Here is a 15,639-nt window from a genome sequence, read left to right on the forward strand (position 1 = left end):
GGAATCGGTTTCGTGCGGATTGGTCATAGCGATACGTCGTGGTTCGTGGCGTCGGTCGCCGGTTCGATATCGCGAATCGGGCGGGGCGCGGGTTCTCGTCGGCGCCAATCGTCGGGAATGATGGCTTCCAGGACGTCGTCGACGGTGACCACACCCAGCACGCGGTCGTTGTCGTCGATCACCGGAAGCGCGTACAGGTTGTAGTCGGCCATCAGTAGCGCGATATCGGTCAGGTCGGCGTCGGCGGTGACCCGGACCGGGTCGGAATCCATCAGCTCCGACACCGCGCGGCCGGGTTCGCTCTGCAACAGGGTTATCACCGATACCACTCCCACCAACCGTTCCTCATAGAGGACATGGATCTTCAACAACGCCTCCGACTGCAGGCCGTGCGCGGCGGCGATCACCGACAACGCTTGTGACGCAGTCGTATTCGGTCCACAGGTGGCGAAGTCGACGGTCATCAGGCCGCCGGCACTGTCGGGGTTGAATCCCATCAGGGTGATCACCTTGACGCGCTGCCCGGCGGGCATCAGATCCAGGACCCGCCGACGCCGGGATTGACGGAGGTCGGTGACCGCGTCGGCGGCGTCGTCGGCGCGCATGCGGCCCAGCAGCGCGGCGACCTCGGAGTCGGGCATGTCTTTCAGCAGGCGACTGGCTTCGTCGGGATCCAGTTCTTCGAAGACGTCGGCTTCCAGCTCCGGGTTGTCGTGCACACGGTCGAGGATTTCGCCCTGCTCGTTCTTGGTGGCGTCTTCGAGCAGGTCGGCGATCTGCGCCGGTTTCAACGCCCCCACCCGGCCACTGAGACGGCGCACGGTGATCGAACCAGGGTGTCCGATCAACGGCTCGAACGCTTTCCAATCCCGGGACGCATGCCCGGCGCCGGTTTTGATCAGGCCGAACAACCGGGCCGGGCGGCGGGTGTCGAGGCGGGCCAGAACCCAGCCGGAGCCGGTGTCGTCGAGTTCGACGTCGTAGGCGCGCACCAATTCCGCCGCCGAGACGTCGATCAACCGGTGGCCGAGGATATCGGCGCGCAGCAGCACCTCGCCCTCGCGTCGTTCGAAACTCCGCAGGTCCACCTTGTTGACCGCCAACAGGATTCGGTCCGCGGTGAAGTCGCGGATACTGCCCGACGAGACGAAGACCTTGCGACCCGCCATCCCGACCACCGCGCCGGTCACCGGCGGATAGGCGTCGCCGCCGGGAAGCCGGACGATCAGGTCTTCCACCCGGCCGATCGCCTCGCCGGACTTCGCGATCACCGGAGCCTTCAGCAGCTGCGACAGATGCAGGGTGCCGCCCGCTGACGTCGAGCCGGCCGAAAAGTTCTCGCTCATGTCCAACTCCCGCCTCACAGGCCGACATGGATGATGTGATCCGGATTCTGCACCGGCTGGGCCGCGACGGCGACTACGCGACGCCGACATTTACCTGAACGACGGGTGCGGTACCCGACTCGGATCGCCGTGGACGACATGCCGATCGCTCAGACACCGTCGACCGAGAGGGTGGCCAGCATCAGGTCCATGGCCGCCGCGCAGGGATCGGGCCGGCCGGTGTGGTCCTGGTTGTTCACCCACCAGGTCACGGTTCCGGTGTCGGCCGCGGTCACGGCGCAGCTTCCGGGGTCGCGGGGATTGCGCCAGTACATTCCCCCGAAGCGTTTGATCACCACTTTCTCGACCCGATACCCCTGCTGGTTGGCCACTTCGACGTCACGGGCGAGGGTGTCGCCGCGCAACCACGCGTAGGTGAGCTCGGCCGTGCCGGCGCCGGGATAGGCCGCTCTCCATCCGCATATGGTCGACCCGCCTTCGGGTGTCACCGCGGGCACGCGCACTGTGGCGGCGATGACGGGATCGGACAGCGGACCGCATCCGGCCAGAAAATTGGGATCGCCGGCGGGCCGGACGGCGGCATCGGGCTGCGTGTGGTTCGAGCATCCGGCCGTCACACACATCATGGCAATCGCGACGGCGACGAACGGCCCGATCCTTCGCATATCGCGCACCATGCCGCCGTGAACGCATCGGCCGCAAGGTCCTGCTGACAATCCATACGGATCTTTAGCGGTGTTCACCGCTGGTGTCGTCGGATTCGGCCTCGGGCGACGAGTTCGATGGTGACCGCGACCGCACAGGATTGCGCGAGGAGCAGGCCGAGGAGGACGAGGATTTGAACCGCGGCCGCGCGGCCGGCGGAGCCGCTGGCGAGGAGCACGCCGACGAATGCCCCGGGGAGCGTGACCAATCCGACTGTGCGGGTTTGGTCGACGCCGGGTAAGAGGGCGTCGGCCGCGGTGGATCGGATGATCTCCAGGCGTGCGTGGCGGTCGGTGAAACCCAGGCTCATGGCTGCCTCGACCTCGCCGCGTCGGTCGTGAACGGCGTCCAGCGCACGGCGTGCCGCCAGCGAGGTCGCGGTCATGGCGCCGCCGAGAATGATGCCACCGACCGGGACGACCGCAACCCCCGCGAGGGGAACCACGCCGCTGACGAGCATCACCGGAAGGACGGCAGCCCATCCGGTCGCGAGCGCTGCGGCCAGCCATGTTCCGGAGCGCCCCGCTCGTGCTCGGCGAGCGGAGGTGACCACCGCGGCCGCGAACATCACGCCCAGAACGAGAAACGAGGACCAGAGATGGCGCAGGGCGGCGGCGAGCACCAGCGCGACCACACTCAGTTGGACGATCGCGCGAACGGCCGCACCGGGCACGACCAGCGCCGACCCGAGGTATGCGAGCCGGTATACCGCTGCCGATGCGGCGATCAGAAGCAGACACACAACCGCCAAACTCATTCCGGGCGATGCGACGCTCACTGTTCCCACCTTCTGCTGCAGCCCCGGGAACCCTGAGGCGGCCGACCATGGGGGCCGGCTGTGCGACGCTCAGCGTTTCCACAGCGTTGTTTCGCGACACTAAGCATGTGTCTGCGGTTGTCGAGGTTCTCCAGGGTTTTGTGGACGAAATACGCACGGAATCGTCGAGCATGGAAGTCGCGATCGGTGCGGCCGCTGTCGGTACGGCGGCCCTGGTCGTGTCGATCCTGGTCGGCCGGGTCGTCGATTCGTCGGCCTCGGGAGTACGGGGCGGGTGGTGGGCGTTGCGGACCTCGGTCGTTGCGGCGCTGTTCATGGTAATGACGGTGCAGGTCGCGGATTCCGGATGGGTTACCGGTGCCGATGCGGCGACGTTGCGGTGGTTCGTCGAACATCGCAACGGCACCGCTACGGCTCTTGCGCGCGCGATCACCGATATCGGTAGTCCCGTCGGTGTGGCTGCGGTGGCGGTAGTGTTTTCCGCGGTGTTCGCCTGGCGGCGACGCAGTGCCGTTCCGGCTGTATTCATCGTCGGCACAGTCGGTTTCGCGGCTGTCGCCAGCACGTCGATGAAGTATGTGGTCGGGCGGGACCGCCCCCCGGCTGTTCTGCACCTGACCGCGGAATCGGACTACTCGTTTCCTTCGGGCCACACCACGGGTACCACGGCGTTGGTCGGTGCCGTGCTGGTCCTGTGTGTGCTGGCGCGGCCCGGGCGTGCGCGCTGCGCGCTCGCGAGTGTCTCGGCCGCCGTGATCGTGGCTGTGGTCGCGGCCACACGGTTGTACCTGGGAGTTCATTGGCTCACCGATGTGGTCGGGGGTGCGATGCTCGGGACGGCTGTCACACTGGCGGCGACGACAGTGCTGATCTGGTTGTCTCCTACGACCGCCGGTGAGCGGCGTCGGTCCGGGCGGGGGCCGGTCCTCAGCGCTTCGCCGGATCAGCCCGGTGACGAGTCGCCCGCGGAACGGAGTTCCGTTGAGGACGAGCCGTCTTTTTCCGCAGGCAGCGCGGAGGCCGAGGCGAGGAAGTGATTCCTGCGTCGCAAGATCGACACACCCTGAGGATGCCGCAGCTTCGAAACCGTGCCGGCTGTCGCCTCGGCGAACAATGACTCCCGCTCCACCTGCGACATGTGGTGGAGCGGGAGTCTCACGTGGATCCGAATCAGCCCCGTCGCTGTGATAGGGGCTCGGCCGCATCGGAATCCGCGGCCGGTGGCACGCCGGCGGCGTCTGTACGGTCCGCGGCGAGGACGGGTTCGAACTCGGCGGTGGATCGGTCGCGTTGCCGGCGCCAGTGGGTGTAGGCGATGCCCAGGACCAGGATCGCGAACAGGACCGCGGAGGTGCCGTAGGTGCCCAAACCGAGGCCGCCGGAGGTGCGGGGTTTGGACAACAGGTCGCCGCCGGTGGCCCCGAGGGGGCGGGTGAGGATGAACGCGATCCAGAACAGCAGTGGGCCGGGGATTTTCGTGAAGTAGTGAGCGGCCAGGATGGCGGCCATGACCGCGCCGATGAGTAGAGCGCTGCCCCAATAGCCGAGCCCGGAGCTGTCGGACAGGAAATCGCCGGTGGAGGTGCCGAGGGTGTTCGACAACAGGATCGCAGCCCAGTACAGCAGTTCACCCCGGAAAGTGGTGATGTTGGTGACGTCGTAGGTTTGTCCGCTGAATTTCCAGACGACGAACACGATCGCCAGTCCCGCGATGAGGATGGCCGCGCCGGCGCCGTAGCCGAGCCCACCGTCGGTGGAGGTGCCGTGTCCCGGCCCACGGTTGATCAGGTCCGACATGGTGGTGCCCGCGGTGCTGGTTGCGGCGATCACGGTCCAATACAGGGCGGGATGGAAACGGCGGGCCCGCAGTTGCGCGAGCAGGCTGACCACGAAGATCGCCAGGAACAACACCGTTGCCGCGACGTATCCGAGCTTCAAGGTCTGCGAGATCATGTCGCCACCGGTTTCGCCCAGGGTGGTGGCGGCGATCTTGAGCACCCAGAACATGACGGTGATCTGCGGCAGCTTGTAGTGGGTGAACGCGTTGTCTGTCTGCACTGTCATGGACGTAGACGATTCCTTCGTCGAAGCGGGCATACAGTGGCGCATTCTGCGCCACAGCTGCTGAGAAGACGCTGTGAAACTAGTACTGCGAGGCGGACGCGGCAGGCATGTTCGTGCCGGGACCCGGCGCGGATCGGCCCGACCGTGCGGCGAACAACGGGCGCGTTCCGAAGCCGAGGGAGTCGGCGAGTGCCTCCCGTTCGATCCGAGCCAGCGATCCGGCGAGTCGACGGCAGTCGTCGTGCTGTGCGATGAATTGCCGTGCCCAGTAAGCGGTTTCACGGTTCGGCCACCGCGGGCACTGGATGGCCAGAGCGCCCGCCGTGTGCAGGATCGCGATCAACGCCCGCGTGGTGTCGTCGGCGGGCTGGGCGTCGAACAGGGCGCGGTGCAGTGCGCAGCGCAGGGCTTGTTTGCCGAGCAGATCCGTGGTGGGCCATGTCGTGCGAAAGATCATGCCGCCGAGCCTGATCCGGTCTCGGCGCACCCGGTGGGCGGCGTGCAAGGCATCCAGTGACCGGCGGCGAAGCCGCTGCGGTGACACGGTCCGCCGGGAGTGCACCGCGCCGTCGGCGTTGTCGGCGGAAGCGGCGACGGCTACTGCGAGGCCGGCGGTACGCCTGTCGATCACGAGCCGACCGGTGTCGTCGTCGAGCAGCAGCCACAACAGGTCGTGGGTAATCGGACTCATGCCCTCACCCTGGCGCGAGGCGGCTGTGGAATCGCTGAGAGGCCGTGGCGCCGGTGACATCTCATCGGGCGGTTCTGTCCGGCTGGACGTCGACGGCGCCGGCCGGACCGGCTTGCCGGCGTGAGCGCCGTCGCAGATACAACACCCCGGCCGTCACGATCGCCAGACCCACGACCGCCGCGACGGCGTAGCTCGGGCCACGCAGCACGTCCTCGACATGGCGCCAATTCGCGCCCGCGAAATAGCCGCCGATCGCGAGGGCCGCGGTCCACGGCAGGCAGCCGGCCACGGTGTAGATCCCGAACCGCATGCCGGGCATCTCGGCGATCCCGGCGGGCAACGAGATGAATGTGCGAATCCCGGGGAGCAGCCGGGCCCAGAACACGGCCGCGCGCCCGTGCCGGTCGAACCACTCCTGCGCGCGATCGACCTCTTCGGTGCGCAGCAGTACGTATCGGCCCCACCGATGCAGGGCAGGGCGCCCACCCCACCGTCCCGCCAGCCAGGCCAGATAGCTGCCCGCGACATTGCCCAGCGTGCCGGCGACGATCACAGCCACCAGATTGGGGTGCGCACCGCCGACCGCCCCGGCGGCCAGCGCACCGCCGAGCAGCATCGTCACCTCCGAGGGGATCGGAATACACGCCGATTCGGCCGCCATCAACACCACGATGGCGACAAGTCCGTAGGTGAGGATCAGATGTTGCATTTCGACGGTGGACTTTCTGCGGAGACTGTTCGGTCGAGGCACGCCACCACGGACGAACCGGGCGTGGCGATCGACGACACCGGATGCGGTGTCGAGGCCACCATGGCAGAGCCCGGCTGTGATCACGCTGAGAGAGATGCACGAGATCGGGCCCCATCGCCCACGATCGGGGAGGTCATGGAGTAGCGAACTCGGACGGAGTCGGTATGCGGCTGCAGAAGGTCCGCGAGCGCGTTGGGCGTTCTGCGAATCATCGCCGCACACGCCGGCACGACCGATTGAGGCATCTGCGGACGAGACGACCGAATCCCGCAGCTCACCGCTTATCGCCGATTACGGGTTCGGACGGTCGGGCAGACCGATCCCGAGTGCGTCTACGGCGTCTTCGACCGTGTCGTCCGGTGGTGCGCGAGGGCCGGTGGGACATAGGCGACGTCGACCGGTCCGATGTCGGTTCCCGGCGGGACGATCTCGTCGATGTGGTCGAGCAGGTCGTCGTCGAGGAGGGTGCCGGCTCCGGCGAGCAGGTCGTCGAGCTGCTCGGGCGTGCGCGGCCCGATGATCGCCGAGGTAACCGCTGGGTGGGCGGTCACGAACGCCAGCGCGAGGTGGGGCAGCGACAGCCCGGCCTGTTCGGCGATCCGGGCGAGTGCTTCGACGGCGTCGAGTTTGCGTTCGTCGGTCATGTGCTGCGGTGCCCAGTGCAGGCGCCCGGCCGACGGCGTTTCCGTGCTGCCCTTGCGGAGGCGACCGGCGAGCAAGCCCATCGCGAGCGGACTCCACACCAGGACACCCAGCCCGTAGCGCTGGCAGACCGGCAGGACCTCGCGTTCGATCCCGCGGTTGAGAATCGAGTAGTGCGGTTGCTCGGAGCGGAAGCGTGCCAGCCCGCGTCGTTCGGCCACCCACTGGGCTTCGACGATCTCCGACGCGGGCAGGTTGGAATGGCCGATCGCCCGTATTTTGCCTGCGCGCAGGAGGTCGGTCAGCGCGCTGAGGGTTTCCTCGATGTCGGTGCCAGGGTCGGGGTGGTGGGTCTGGTAGAGGTCGATGTGGTCGACACCCAGGCGGCGTAGCGACCCTTCGACCGCGGAAACGATCCAGCGGCGGGAGTTGCCTCGCCGGTTGGGATCGGAACCCATGGGGCCGTTGAACTTCGTGGCCAGCACGACATCGTCGCGGCGGCCGCGCAGGGCCTTGCCGAGGATCGTCTCGGACGTACCGTCGCCGCCGTAGACGTCGGCGGTGTCGATGAAGTTGATGCCGCCGTCGAGGGCGCGATGGACGATGCGCACGCAGTCGTCGGCATCGGGGTTGCCGTAGGGGCCGAACATCATCGTGCCCAGGGCATAAGCGCTGACCTGGATGCCGGTTCGGCCGAGCGGGCGAGTGTGCATGATTCTCCTGCGGCGGTAGAGGAGTGCGGCCGCGACCGGCCGCACTCCTGGTGGAGATGGGTCAGCCCTGGGCGTATTCGGCGGCGACGTCGACGATCCAGGTGACGCCGAAGCGGTCGGCGAGCATCCCGAAGGCGGGCGCCCACTGCGCAGGACCGAACTCCTCGATCACGGTCGCGCCCTTGGCGAGACCCTCCCACACCGGGGTGACCTCTTCGATGCTCTCGCCACGGACGGAGAGGAAGAACGGCTCCTCGGTGATCGTGGTGCCGTTCTCACGACGCGTGGTGGGCGTGCCCGGAGCGGCCGGGGTGTGCTCGCCGGGCACGTCGTAGGCCATGACCTGGAAGCCGTTGTCGGCAACGACCTGGCCGAACACGACGTGGTCGGAGCCGGGCAGATCCGCGGGCATCCCGAAGTCGGAATAGGTGGCGACGGTGAGCTGCCCGCCGAACACCGACTGGTAGAACTCCAGGGCTTCACGGGCCTGGCCGTGAAAGTTCAGGTGGGCGACAGCGTTGAGCGACATGGTGTTCCGATCCTTCGGGAGTAGTTCGGGCGCCGGAGGTTTCCGGCGACAGGAACGACAATGCACGCAGTAGCGGTCAGAGAACGTCCGCTACTCGTGGCAGGGTGGAAACCATGCCGACCGCCTCCTCGACGACGACCTCCAGCCGGCTGCTGTCGCTGCTGTCGCTGCTGCAGGCCCGGCGGGACTGGCCTGGTGGTCTGCTCGCCGAGCGGCTGGGCGTCAGCGAGCGGACCGTGCGCCGCGACGTCGACCGGCTCCGCGAGCTGGGTTACCCCGTCCGGGCGGTCAAGGGCCCCGACGGCGGCTACCGGCTCGAAGCGGGCAGTCACATCCCGCCACTGCTGTTCGACGAGGAGCAGGCCGTCGCGCTGGCCGTGGCGCTGCGGATCGCCGTCGGGACGGGCGCGGGCATCGAGGAGGCGGCCGCGCGTGCCCTGGCCACCGTGCGGCAGGTGCTGCCGTCGCGGTTGCGCCAGCGTGTCGACGCTCTCGAGATCAGCTGGGCCGGCCACCGAACCGATCCCCAGGTCGACCCGGTCATGCTGCTCGAGCTGAGCGCCGCGGTCCGAGCGGGCGAGGAACTGCGGTTCGACTACCGCTCACCGGGACAACCCGAGGACGCCGGGCCGCGCGCGCCCCGCCGGGTGCAGCCCCACCACCTGGCGGTGCGGGCCGGACGCTGGTATGTCGTCGGCTGGGATCCCGACCGCGGCGACTGGCGGACCTTTCGCGCCGACCGAATGACACTGCGAGTCCCCAACGGCCCACGCTTTACGCCCCGGGACGTGCCGGGTGGCGATGTAGCCACGTTCCTGTCGGCCCGGTTCAAAGGTTCTGAGGGCGCGGACGTCTGGCCCTGCCGCGGCGAAGTAATCCTCGACCTGCCCATAACGGAGGTGACCCCGTTCGCCGGCGACGGCGTCGTCGAGGAACTCGGCCCCGCCAGAACCAGGCTGACGGCGGGGTCGTGGTCTTGGACCGCCCTCGCGGCGGCATTGGCCCGCTTCGACACCGAGATCGAGGTGACCGGACCACCGGAGCTGCGTGCGGCGTTCGCGGAACTGTCCCGTCGCGCCGGGCGCGCCGCGGGAACCGGGTGCCGGTGATTGCTTCGACGAGTCCGCAGCCGATTGATGGTCCGCAGGGCGGGGAAGTCCGGTGGAGATTTACGTATCGGAGGACGGCCGGTCGGTGAGCGCGCGTACTGCGGAGGACACAGCTTGGCGGAGCTGTTCGGGCGTGTAGTCGGGTCCGAGGATCATGCGACGCAGCTGCGGCATGGCAAGGCTCCAGCCGACGAGACCGAGGGTGAAGAACAACACGGTACGCGGATCGTGGTTGCCTGTGCGGGTTGCGATCTCGGCGGCACTGATTTTGTCGAGGTAGTGCCGGGTGCGCGCCTGTTCGTCGGGAACGGTGTCCTCGCCCATTTCCAGCGCTTCCCACAGCAGCAGTCGCAGGGCTTCGGGATGGGCGCGATGGTAGTCGAACAGTGCTCCGGCGTACGCGCCCAGGTCGGCATCGTCACCAGGTGGCACCGCTTCGGCCAGGTCGGTCATCAACCGCTCCAACACAGCCGCGAACAGCGCTTGCTTGTCGCCGAAGTAGTCGTAGATGGCTCGTTTGTTGGCTTTGGCGGTGGCCGCAATCCGATCCACGCGAGCTCCGGCGACACCGTGGGCGGCGAATTCGGCTGCCGCCGCGGTGAGGATGCGTTCCTTTGTTGCCGCTGAGTCGTATGCCACCTGCGCAATTGTAACGAACTGGTTCGTTTGACAGCGCGTGCCACTGCTCCTAGCATCCGAACGAACTAGTTCGATCGTTTGGGAGATGGTGATGACCACGACCGAAGAGCCGACATCCGACCGGCCGTCCGCCGATACCGGTATTGCAGTGCGCCCACTGCTGTTCGCGGTGATGGCGATCTGTAGTGGAGTGACGGTGGCCAATGTGTACCTGGCGCAGCCACTGCTGACGTTGTTCGCCCAGGGGTTGGGTGTCGCGCCCTCGTCGGCGGGGGTGGTGGTGACATGCGCGCAGTTCGGGTACGCGGCAGGGATTCTGTTCCTGGTGCCGTTGGGCGATGTCCGTCGCCGTCGTCCGCTGCTGATGGTGATGCTGAGCGCGACGGTGATCGCGCTGCTGCTCGCCGCGGCCGCGCCTGGGCTGTCTCTGCTAGCGGCGGCAGCGGCGCTGGTGGGAGGGTTCACTGTCGTCCCACAGGTATTGGTGCCGTTGGCTGCCGAGCTGGCCCCACCGCACCGGCGCGCCTCGGTCGTGGCGGGAGTTCAGATCGGGCTGATGACCGGCATCATCGGCTCTCGCGTGATCGGCGGCGCAGTGGGCGACGTGTTCGGGTGGCGCGCGGTCTACGTGCTGGCCGCCGTCCTCACTGCAGCGTCGGGACTGCTGACGGTGACATTGATTCCGCGTGAGCCGACTCGCGCGACCACGCTGGGCTACGGCCGCCTGCTCGCCTCGCTGCTTCGGCTGGTGCGGGCCGAACCCGCCCTGCGGCACTCGTGTCTGCTGCATGCGAGCCTGTTCGGCGCCTACAACGCCACCTGGACCTCGCTGGTACTGACGCTGACCCACGAGACCTATCACTTCAGCACCGCCACCGCGGGATTGTTCGGGGTACTCGGCCTGGCCGGCGCGTTTGCGGCACCGTGGGCAGGGCGGTTCATCGACAGGCGTGGCCCCTTGCCGATCATCACCGCCGCGCTGCTGCTGACGCTGCTCTCAGCTGGGGCCTACACGCTGGGCCGCACCGTGCTGGCGTTCATGGTGGTAGCGATCGTCACGGTCAATATCGCGGTGCAGTGGAGCCAGATCGCCAACCAGGCCCGCATCTTCGCCTATCTGGCCCAGGCGCGCAGTCGCGCCAACACCGTCTACATGGTCACGGTCTTCCTCAGCGGTGCGATCTGCGCCGCCCTGGCCGCAGCCTGCTACGCGGGCTTCGGCTGGCCCGGAGTCTGCGGTCTCCAAGCAGGCCTCGCCGCCATCGGACTGACGGTCCTGCCCTTCGCACGACGCTACGACCGTCGACATCGCACGGCGGTTTCCGCCTGAGCCCCAACGACTTCCCGGAACCCTCCATCAACACCCCCATTGCAAGGAGATCACCACAATGACCATGCCCGCGATGCCCGCTGCCGTGATGCAGTTCTTCACCGCTTCCCAGTCCGGCGACGCCGACGCCTGGGCCGACACATTCGCCACCGACGGCGTCTTCCATGATCCGGTGGGAGAACCGCCGATCCTGGGCCGCACCGCAATCCGCGAGTTCATCGCCTCGGTGCTGCCGAACTTCAGTCCCTTCCTCGGCCTCACTCCCCGCGAAGCCCACACCGTCGGCAACTCCGTCGCGGTCTCCTGGACCGGCGCCGCCGTCACCGGCGCAGGAACGCCGGTGAACTGGTCGGGCATCAACATCTACGACCTCGACGAGGACGGCCTCATCCGGGAAGCACGCGCCTACTTCAACCGAGCCATCTTCCGAGCCCAACTCGACTGATAACACCCATCGCGAGCCACCGCTCGGTCAGCGACAGCTGTGAAGTCGAACGAGGAGATCATGGAGATTCCGGCTGCCTCCACTTCGACCGGCAGCTACCGCACAGCGGCCGAGCCGGTTGCCAGAGCCTGCAGGATGGTCGAAAGCTCGGAAGAAGCGGCCGAGCCCGTGCCGGGCACGGCTGTTGCCGGCTGATCAGCTTGGATCCGGGAAGGGGTCGTTTCGTCGGTCGAGGTTGTCGCCGAGCCGGGTCAGCAAATGCCTCAAGGTGGCGATCTCGTCGGCCGTGAATCCTGCGACGGCCCGCTGGTCGAGGGCGACAAGGTGTTCATGTGCCTCGGTGAGCCGAGCCTCGGCCCCGCCGGCCAGCTGGATCGTCTGACTGCGCGCGTCGTGTGGGTTGGGTTTGCGGCGGATCAGGCCGTCGCGATCCATCCGAGCGAGTAGCTGCGCCATGGAGGGCTGTTCGATACCGGTGGCTTCGGCGAGTTCTTTCTGGGTCAGCTCGACCCCTTCGTTCAGCAGTGCGAGCGCCGGTACCTGCGCATAGCGCAAGCCGAGCGGTCTGAGCATGTTGTCGGCATCGCGCGCGAATGCGCGGGCGGCGCGGTTGATCAACTGAGCAAGGCTGGGAGCGGAGAGCGGGGCCATACCATCCTTTACATAGGAGCCTATCTAGTATTACATAGGATCCTATGAATTCTAGTTCTTCAACATCCACAGCCCAAGTTGTCATCGCCGGTGCGGGTCCGACCGGTCTGATGTTGGCGGCAGAGCTGCGCTTGGGCGGCGTGGACGTGGTCGTGGTGGAACAGCGCGCGTCGGGAACCGTCGGCGAATCGCGCGCACCCGGCATCAACGCGCGCAGCGTCGAGATCTTCACCCAGCGCGGGCTGGCGGAGAAGTTCCTCAGCCGCGGCAAGGTGCTTCCGGGCGTCCTGTTCTCCGGAATACCGATGGCACCACACAATTTCGACCCGGACTGGCCTTCGGCGCTGATTCTTCCGCAGCACCACACCGAACGGATCCTCACCGCACATGCGGTGGACCTCGGCGCTCGATTCGCATGGTCGACCACCGTGGTCGACCTGCGCCAGGACGATCAGGGCGTCGAGGTGTTCGTGGACGGGCCGGCGGGCCCGAGCACGATCCGCGCGGACTATCTCGTCGGCACCGACGGCGGCCACAGTACGGTGCGCCGGATCTGCCGGATCCCGTTCCCGGGTGATGAGCCACTGTCGTGGTGGGTGGTCGGTGACGTGCGGCTCGATTCGCCGCCCGACGGCAACGGTGTGTTCGGACGCAACAAACACATCGGCACATACCAAATTTCGCGAGCCGAACCGGGATGGTTCCGGCTGAGCCTGATGCGGGCCAACCCGCCCGCCGACCGCTCCGCGCCGGTCACCCTCGACGAGCTACGCGAGGTCATGCACGATGGCTTGGGTACCGATTACGGCCTGAGCGAGGCACGGTGGATGTCACGATTCTCGGACGGATTCCGCCAGGTCACCTCCTACCGGCACGGACGAGTCTTCCTCGCCGGTGATGCTGGACATATCCATTCACCGATCGGTGGCCAGGGCTTGAACCTCGGAATCCAGGACGCGGTAAACCTCGGCTGGAAACTCGCCGCCGTGCTCAACACCGGAGCACCGGACACGCTGCTGGACACCTACCACCAGGAACGGCACTCGATCGCAGCCACCGTGTTGCAACTGACCAAAGCGCAAACGGCGCTGATCAAACCGGGCGCTCAGAACGACGCACTACGCGCGGTGGTGGCCGACATGATCACGGTGCCCGACACATGCCTGCGGCTCAGCGGAATCCTCAGCGGGCTCGACCTGCGCTACCCGCTCGGCGACACTCACCCGCTACTCGGGCGGCGCATGCCGAACTTCACCCTGTCCACCGATCACGGCACCACCACTGTTTTCGACCTGCTGCGCCCCGCGCGACCGCTGCTGATCAACTTCGGCGCCGACGGACTGACCGGCACCCCTGCCGTATGGGCGGATCGCGTCGACTACATCGAGGCGCGGATCGATCCCGAGCTCACGACGAACAGTTGGAAACTGCCCGTGTTCGGCGAGGTCCCCGCCTGTGACGCGATATTCGTCCGACCGGACGGCCACGTCGCCTGGGTCAACCCCGCCGATAGCCCCACCGACCCAAACACTCTGACCGCCGCCCTCGACCAATGGCTGGGCACGCCCGCCGACTCACGGATCGCCGGAACTGTCTCGTGAGGCCGGGCACGGCCCGGGGTGGGCCGCAGCCAGAACGGGACGACGAGCCCGATCTGTCGCATCGATGCCTGCACTGGGCTCCGGCGCCGATGCGCCGGCTTTCGAACGAAGGGTCGCCCGCGTGGAGGCGAGGGGTATCGAATAACGCTCTGCACCAGGTGAATTGGACTCGTATCAGGTCGTCGAGGCTGGGGACTCCTGCATCGCGTGGGTCCGGGGCAGAAAGGCGGCGATGAGCAGGCCGAGCATCATCGCGCCTACCGCGATCAGGAAGCAGACGCGGAAGCCGAGCATGGTCGGCACGGCGATCCCGTGCACGTCCTTCGCAGTGTCAGCGAGGACCGCGCCGATGACGGCGCTGGCGACTGCCGCGCCGATCGAGCGCATCAGGGTGTTGAAGCCGTTGGCTGCACCCGTCTCCCCGATGGGGACCGCACCGACGATCAGGGCGGGCAGCGAGGAATAGGCGAGGCCGATGCCCACGCCCAGGATCACCGTGATGACCAGGCTCTGCCAGGGGGAGCGCAGTAGACCGAGGCCGACGCCGTAGCCGATCGCGATTATCGCCATTCCGAGGATCAACGTGCCCTTGGGGCCGAGCATCGCGGACAGCGGGGCGTAGCCGGGGGTGATCAGCAGCATCGTCAGGCCGAGCGGCGCGATGAGCAGGCAGGCGCCCACCAGCGACTGGCCCAGGCCGTAACCCGTGGTCGTCGGCAGTTGGAGCAGTTGGGGCAGGACCAGCGAGACCACCAGGTAGGAGGCGCCGACCATGAGCGCGGCGAGGTTGGTGAGCAGCACCGCGCGGCGGGCCGTTATGCGCAGGTCCACCAGCGGAGCCGGACTACGCAACTCCACACTGGCCCACAACACGAGCACGATCGCCGCAGCGGCGAACAGTTCGAGGGTGGTGCCGGAGTTCCAACCCCAGTCGCCGCCCTTGGTGACCGGCAGCAGGAACAACACGAGACCGGTGGACAGCCCCAGCGCGCCGAGGACGTCGAAAGTACCGGGCACGCGGGCCGAAGACTCGGGGACGACGAGGATGATCAGCACGATGCACAGGACGCCGAGGCCGGCGGCACCGTAGAAAAGGGCATGCCAGTCGGTGTGCTGGGCCAGCAGCGCGGCGGCGGGCAGCGCGACGCTGCCGCCGACACCCATGGCGGAACTCATCAGTGCCATGGCCGAACCGAGCTTGTCGCGCGGGAGGATGTCGCGCATCAGGCCGATACCCAGCGGTATTGCGCCCATCGCGCAGCCCTGGAGAGTCCGGCCCGCGATCATGGCGAGTGGTTCGCTGGTGAGAGCACTGGTGAGCGCGCCGACGACCATTACGGTCAGGCTGAAGAGCACCATGCGACGCTTGCCGTACAGGTCGCCGAGGCGGCCGGTGATCGGCGTGGTGACGGCGCCGGAGAGCAGGGTCGAGGTGATGACCCAGGTCGCGTTGCTGGCTTCGGTGTCCAGCAGGCGCGGCAGGTCCTTCATCACCGGGACGACCAGGGTCTGCATCACGGCGACCACGATGCCCACGAAGGCGAGCACCGCAACGACGAACCCGCTCGGTCCGGTGGAAGTCCGGACGGTCGATGTGCGCGTGATGACAGTGGATCCGCGGATCGGAAATGGCTCGCGCACGGGC

Annotated in this window: 17 protein-coding genes; 6 read left to right on the forward strand and 11 right to left on the reverse strand. The window is 67.4% G+C overall.

The annotated features are described in order from the left end of the window. Nucleotides 1-23 precede the first annotated feature (23 nt). From NA3_RS20630 to NA3_RS20640, 3 genes are all read right to left on the reverse strand, one after another. A complete protein-coding gene (locus NA3_RS20630; protein WP_062965229.1) occupies nt 24-1,346 on the reverse strand; it encodes a magnesium transporter MgtE N-terminal domain-containing protein in 1,323 nt (440 codons plus the stop codon). A gap of 149 nt (nt 1,347-1,495) precedes the next feature. Beyond that, on the reverse strand, nt 1,496-2,011 hold the full coding sequence (locus tag NA3_RS20635) for a DUF3558 family protein (RefSeq protein WP_167355016.1): 516 nt from the start codon (nt 2,009-2,011) through the stop codon (nt 1,496-1,498). A 74-nt stretch (nt 2,012-2,085) separates the two neighbouring features. Further along, the gene (locus tag NA3_RS20640) at nt 2,086-2,808 is read right to left on the reverse strand and encodes an ABC transporter permease (protein ID WP_062965231.1); all 723 of its coding nucleotides are present in this window, start codon (nt 2,806-2,808) and stop codon (nt 2,086-2,088) included. A gap of 191 nt (nt 2,809-2,999) precedes the next feature. On the opposite strand from NA3_RS20640, the gene NA3_RS20645 reads away from it, so the two are divergent. Continuing rightward, nucleotides 3,000-3,866, forward strand: coding sequence for a phosphatase PAP2 family protein (locus NA3_RS20645; RefSeq protein ID WP_167355017.1), 867 nt, complete (start codon nt 3,000-3,002; stop codon nt 3,864-3,866). A 133-nt stretch (nt 3,867-3,999) separates the two neighbouring features. On the opposite strand, the gene NA3_RS20650 is transcribed toward NA3_RS20645, so the two are convergent. The 5 genes from NA3_RS20650 to NA3_RS20670 form a co-directional block, all read right to left on the reverse strand. Further along, on the reverse strand, nt 4,000-4,893 hold the full coding sequence (locus NA3_RS20650) for a COG4705 family protein (RefSeq protein WP_084491709.1): 894 nt from the start codon (nt 4,891-4,893) through the stop codon (nt 4,000-4,002). Between the two features lie 79 nt (nt 4,894-4,972). Beyond that, nucleotides 4,973-5,584 (reverse strand): GPP34 family phosphoprotein, encoded by a 612-nt coding sequence (locus tag NA3_RS20655; RefSeq protein WP_167355018.1) that lies wholly within the window; start codon nt 5,582-5,584, stop codon nt 4,973-4,975. A gap of 61 nt (nt 5,585-5,645) precedes the next feature. Beyond that, nucleotides 5,646-6,293: a DedA family protein gene (locus NA3_RS20660; RefSeq protein ID WP_062965234.1), complete on the reverse strand. Its 648-nt coding sequence runs from the start codon at nt 6,291-6,293 to the stop codon at nt 5,646-5,648. A 374-nt stretch (nt 6,294-6,667) separates the two neighbouring features. Next, nucleotides 6,668-7,690 (reverse strand): aldo/keto reductase, encoded by a 1,023-nt coding sequence (locus NA3_RS20665; RefSeq protein ID WP_062965403.1) that lies wholly within the window; start codon nt 7,688-7,690, stop codon nt 6,668-6,670. Nucleotides 7,691-7,751: 61 nt separating this feature from the next. Continuing rightward, nucleotides 7,752-8,219 (reverse strand): VOC family protein, encoded by a 468-nt coding sequence (locus NA3_RS20670; protein ID WP_062965235.1) that lies wholly within the window; start codon nt 8,217-8,219, stop codon nt 7,752-7,754. 113 nt (nt 8,220-8,332) lie between these two features. Between NA3_RS20670 and NA3_RS20675 the strand changes: the two genes are divergently transcribed. Next, nucleotides 8,333-9,328 carry a helix-turn-helix transcriptional regulator gene (locus NA3_RS20675; RefSeq protein WP_062965404.1) on the forward strand — a complete coding sequence of 332 codons (996 nt, stop codon included), beginning with the start codon at nt 8,333-8,335 and terminating at the stop codon, nt 9,326-9,328. Between the two features lie 60 nt (nt 9,329-9,388). Here NA3_RS20675 and NA3_RS20680 read toward each other — a convergent pair whose 3' ends face one another. Next, nucleotides 9,389-9,967: a TetR/AcrR family transcriptional regulator gene (locus NA3_RS20680; protein WP_062965236.1), complete on the reverse strand. Its 579-nt coding sequence runs from the start codon at nt 9,965-9,967 to the stop codon at nt 9,389-9,391. A gap of 91 nt (nt 9,968-10,058) precedes the next feature. On the opposite strand from NA3_RS20680, the gene NA3_RS20685 reads away from it, so the two are divergent. From NA3_RS20685 to NA3_RS37010, 3 genes are read left to right on the forward strand one after another with little or no spacing between them, the layout of a single operon-like run. Further along, on the forward strand, nt 10,059-11,297 hold the full coding sequence (locus tag NA3_RS20685; RefSeq protein ID WP_167355019.1) for an MFS transporter: 1,239 nt from the start codon (nt 10,059-10,061) through the stop codon (nt 11,295-11,297). 58 nt (nt 11,298-11,355) lie between these two features. Then, nucleotides 11,356-11,742: a nuclear transport factor 2 family protein gene (locus tag NA3_RS20690; RefSeq protein WP_062965238.1), complete on the forward strand. Its 387-nt coding sequence runs from the start codon at nt 11,356-11,358 to the stop codon at nt 11,740-11,742. 39 nt (nt 11,743-11,781) lie between these two features. Next, nucleotides 11,782-11,937, forward strand: coding sequence for a hypothetical protein (locus NA3_RS37010; protein WP_157126579.1), 156 nt, complete (start codon nt 11,782-11,784; stop codon nt 11,935-11,937). On the opposite strand, the gene NA3_RS20695 is transcribed toward NA3_RS37010, so the two are convergent. Next, nucleotides 11,938-12,393, reverse strand: a complete 456-nt coding sequence (locus NA3_RS20695; RefSeq protein ID WP_062965239.1) for a MarR family winged helix-turn-helix transcriptional regulator — start codon at nt 12,391-12,393, stop codon at nt 11,938-11,940. Between the two features lie 44 nt (nt 12,394-12,437). Here NA3_RS20695 and NA3_RS20700 point away from each other — a divergent pair, with 44 nt between their 5' ends. Further along, nucleotides 12,438-13,994 carry an FAD-dependent monooxygenase gene (locus NA3_RS20700; protein WP_062965240.1) on the forward strand — a complete coding sequence of 519 codons (1,557 nt, stop codon included), beginning with the start codon at nt 12,438-12,440 and terminating at the stop codon, nt 13,992-13,994. Nucleotides 13,995-14,168: 174 nt separating this feature from the next. Here the strand turns inward: NA3_RS20700 and NA3_RS20705 are convergent, their stop codons facing one another. Next, nucleotides 14,169-15,635, reverse strand: coding sequence for an MFS transporter (locus tag NA3_RS20705; RefSeq protein WP_218021865.1), 1,467 nt, complete (start codon nt 15,633-15,635; stop codon nt 14,169-14,171). Nucleotides 15,636-15,639: the final 4 nt, after the last annotated feature.

The sequence above is a fragment of the Nocardia africana NBRC 100379 genome, assembly GCF_001612635.1.
Classification (GTDB): Bacteria; Actinomycetota; Actinomycetes; order Mycobacteriales; family Mycobacteriaceae; genus Nocardia; species Nocardia africana.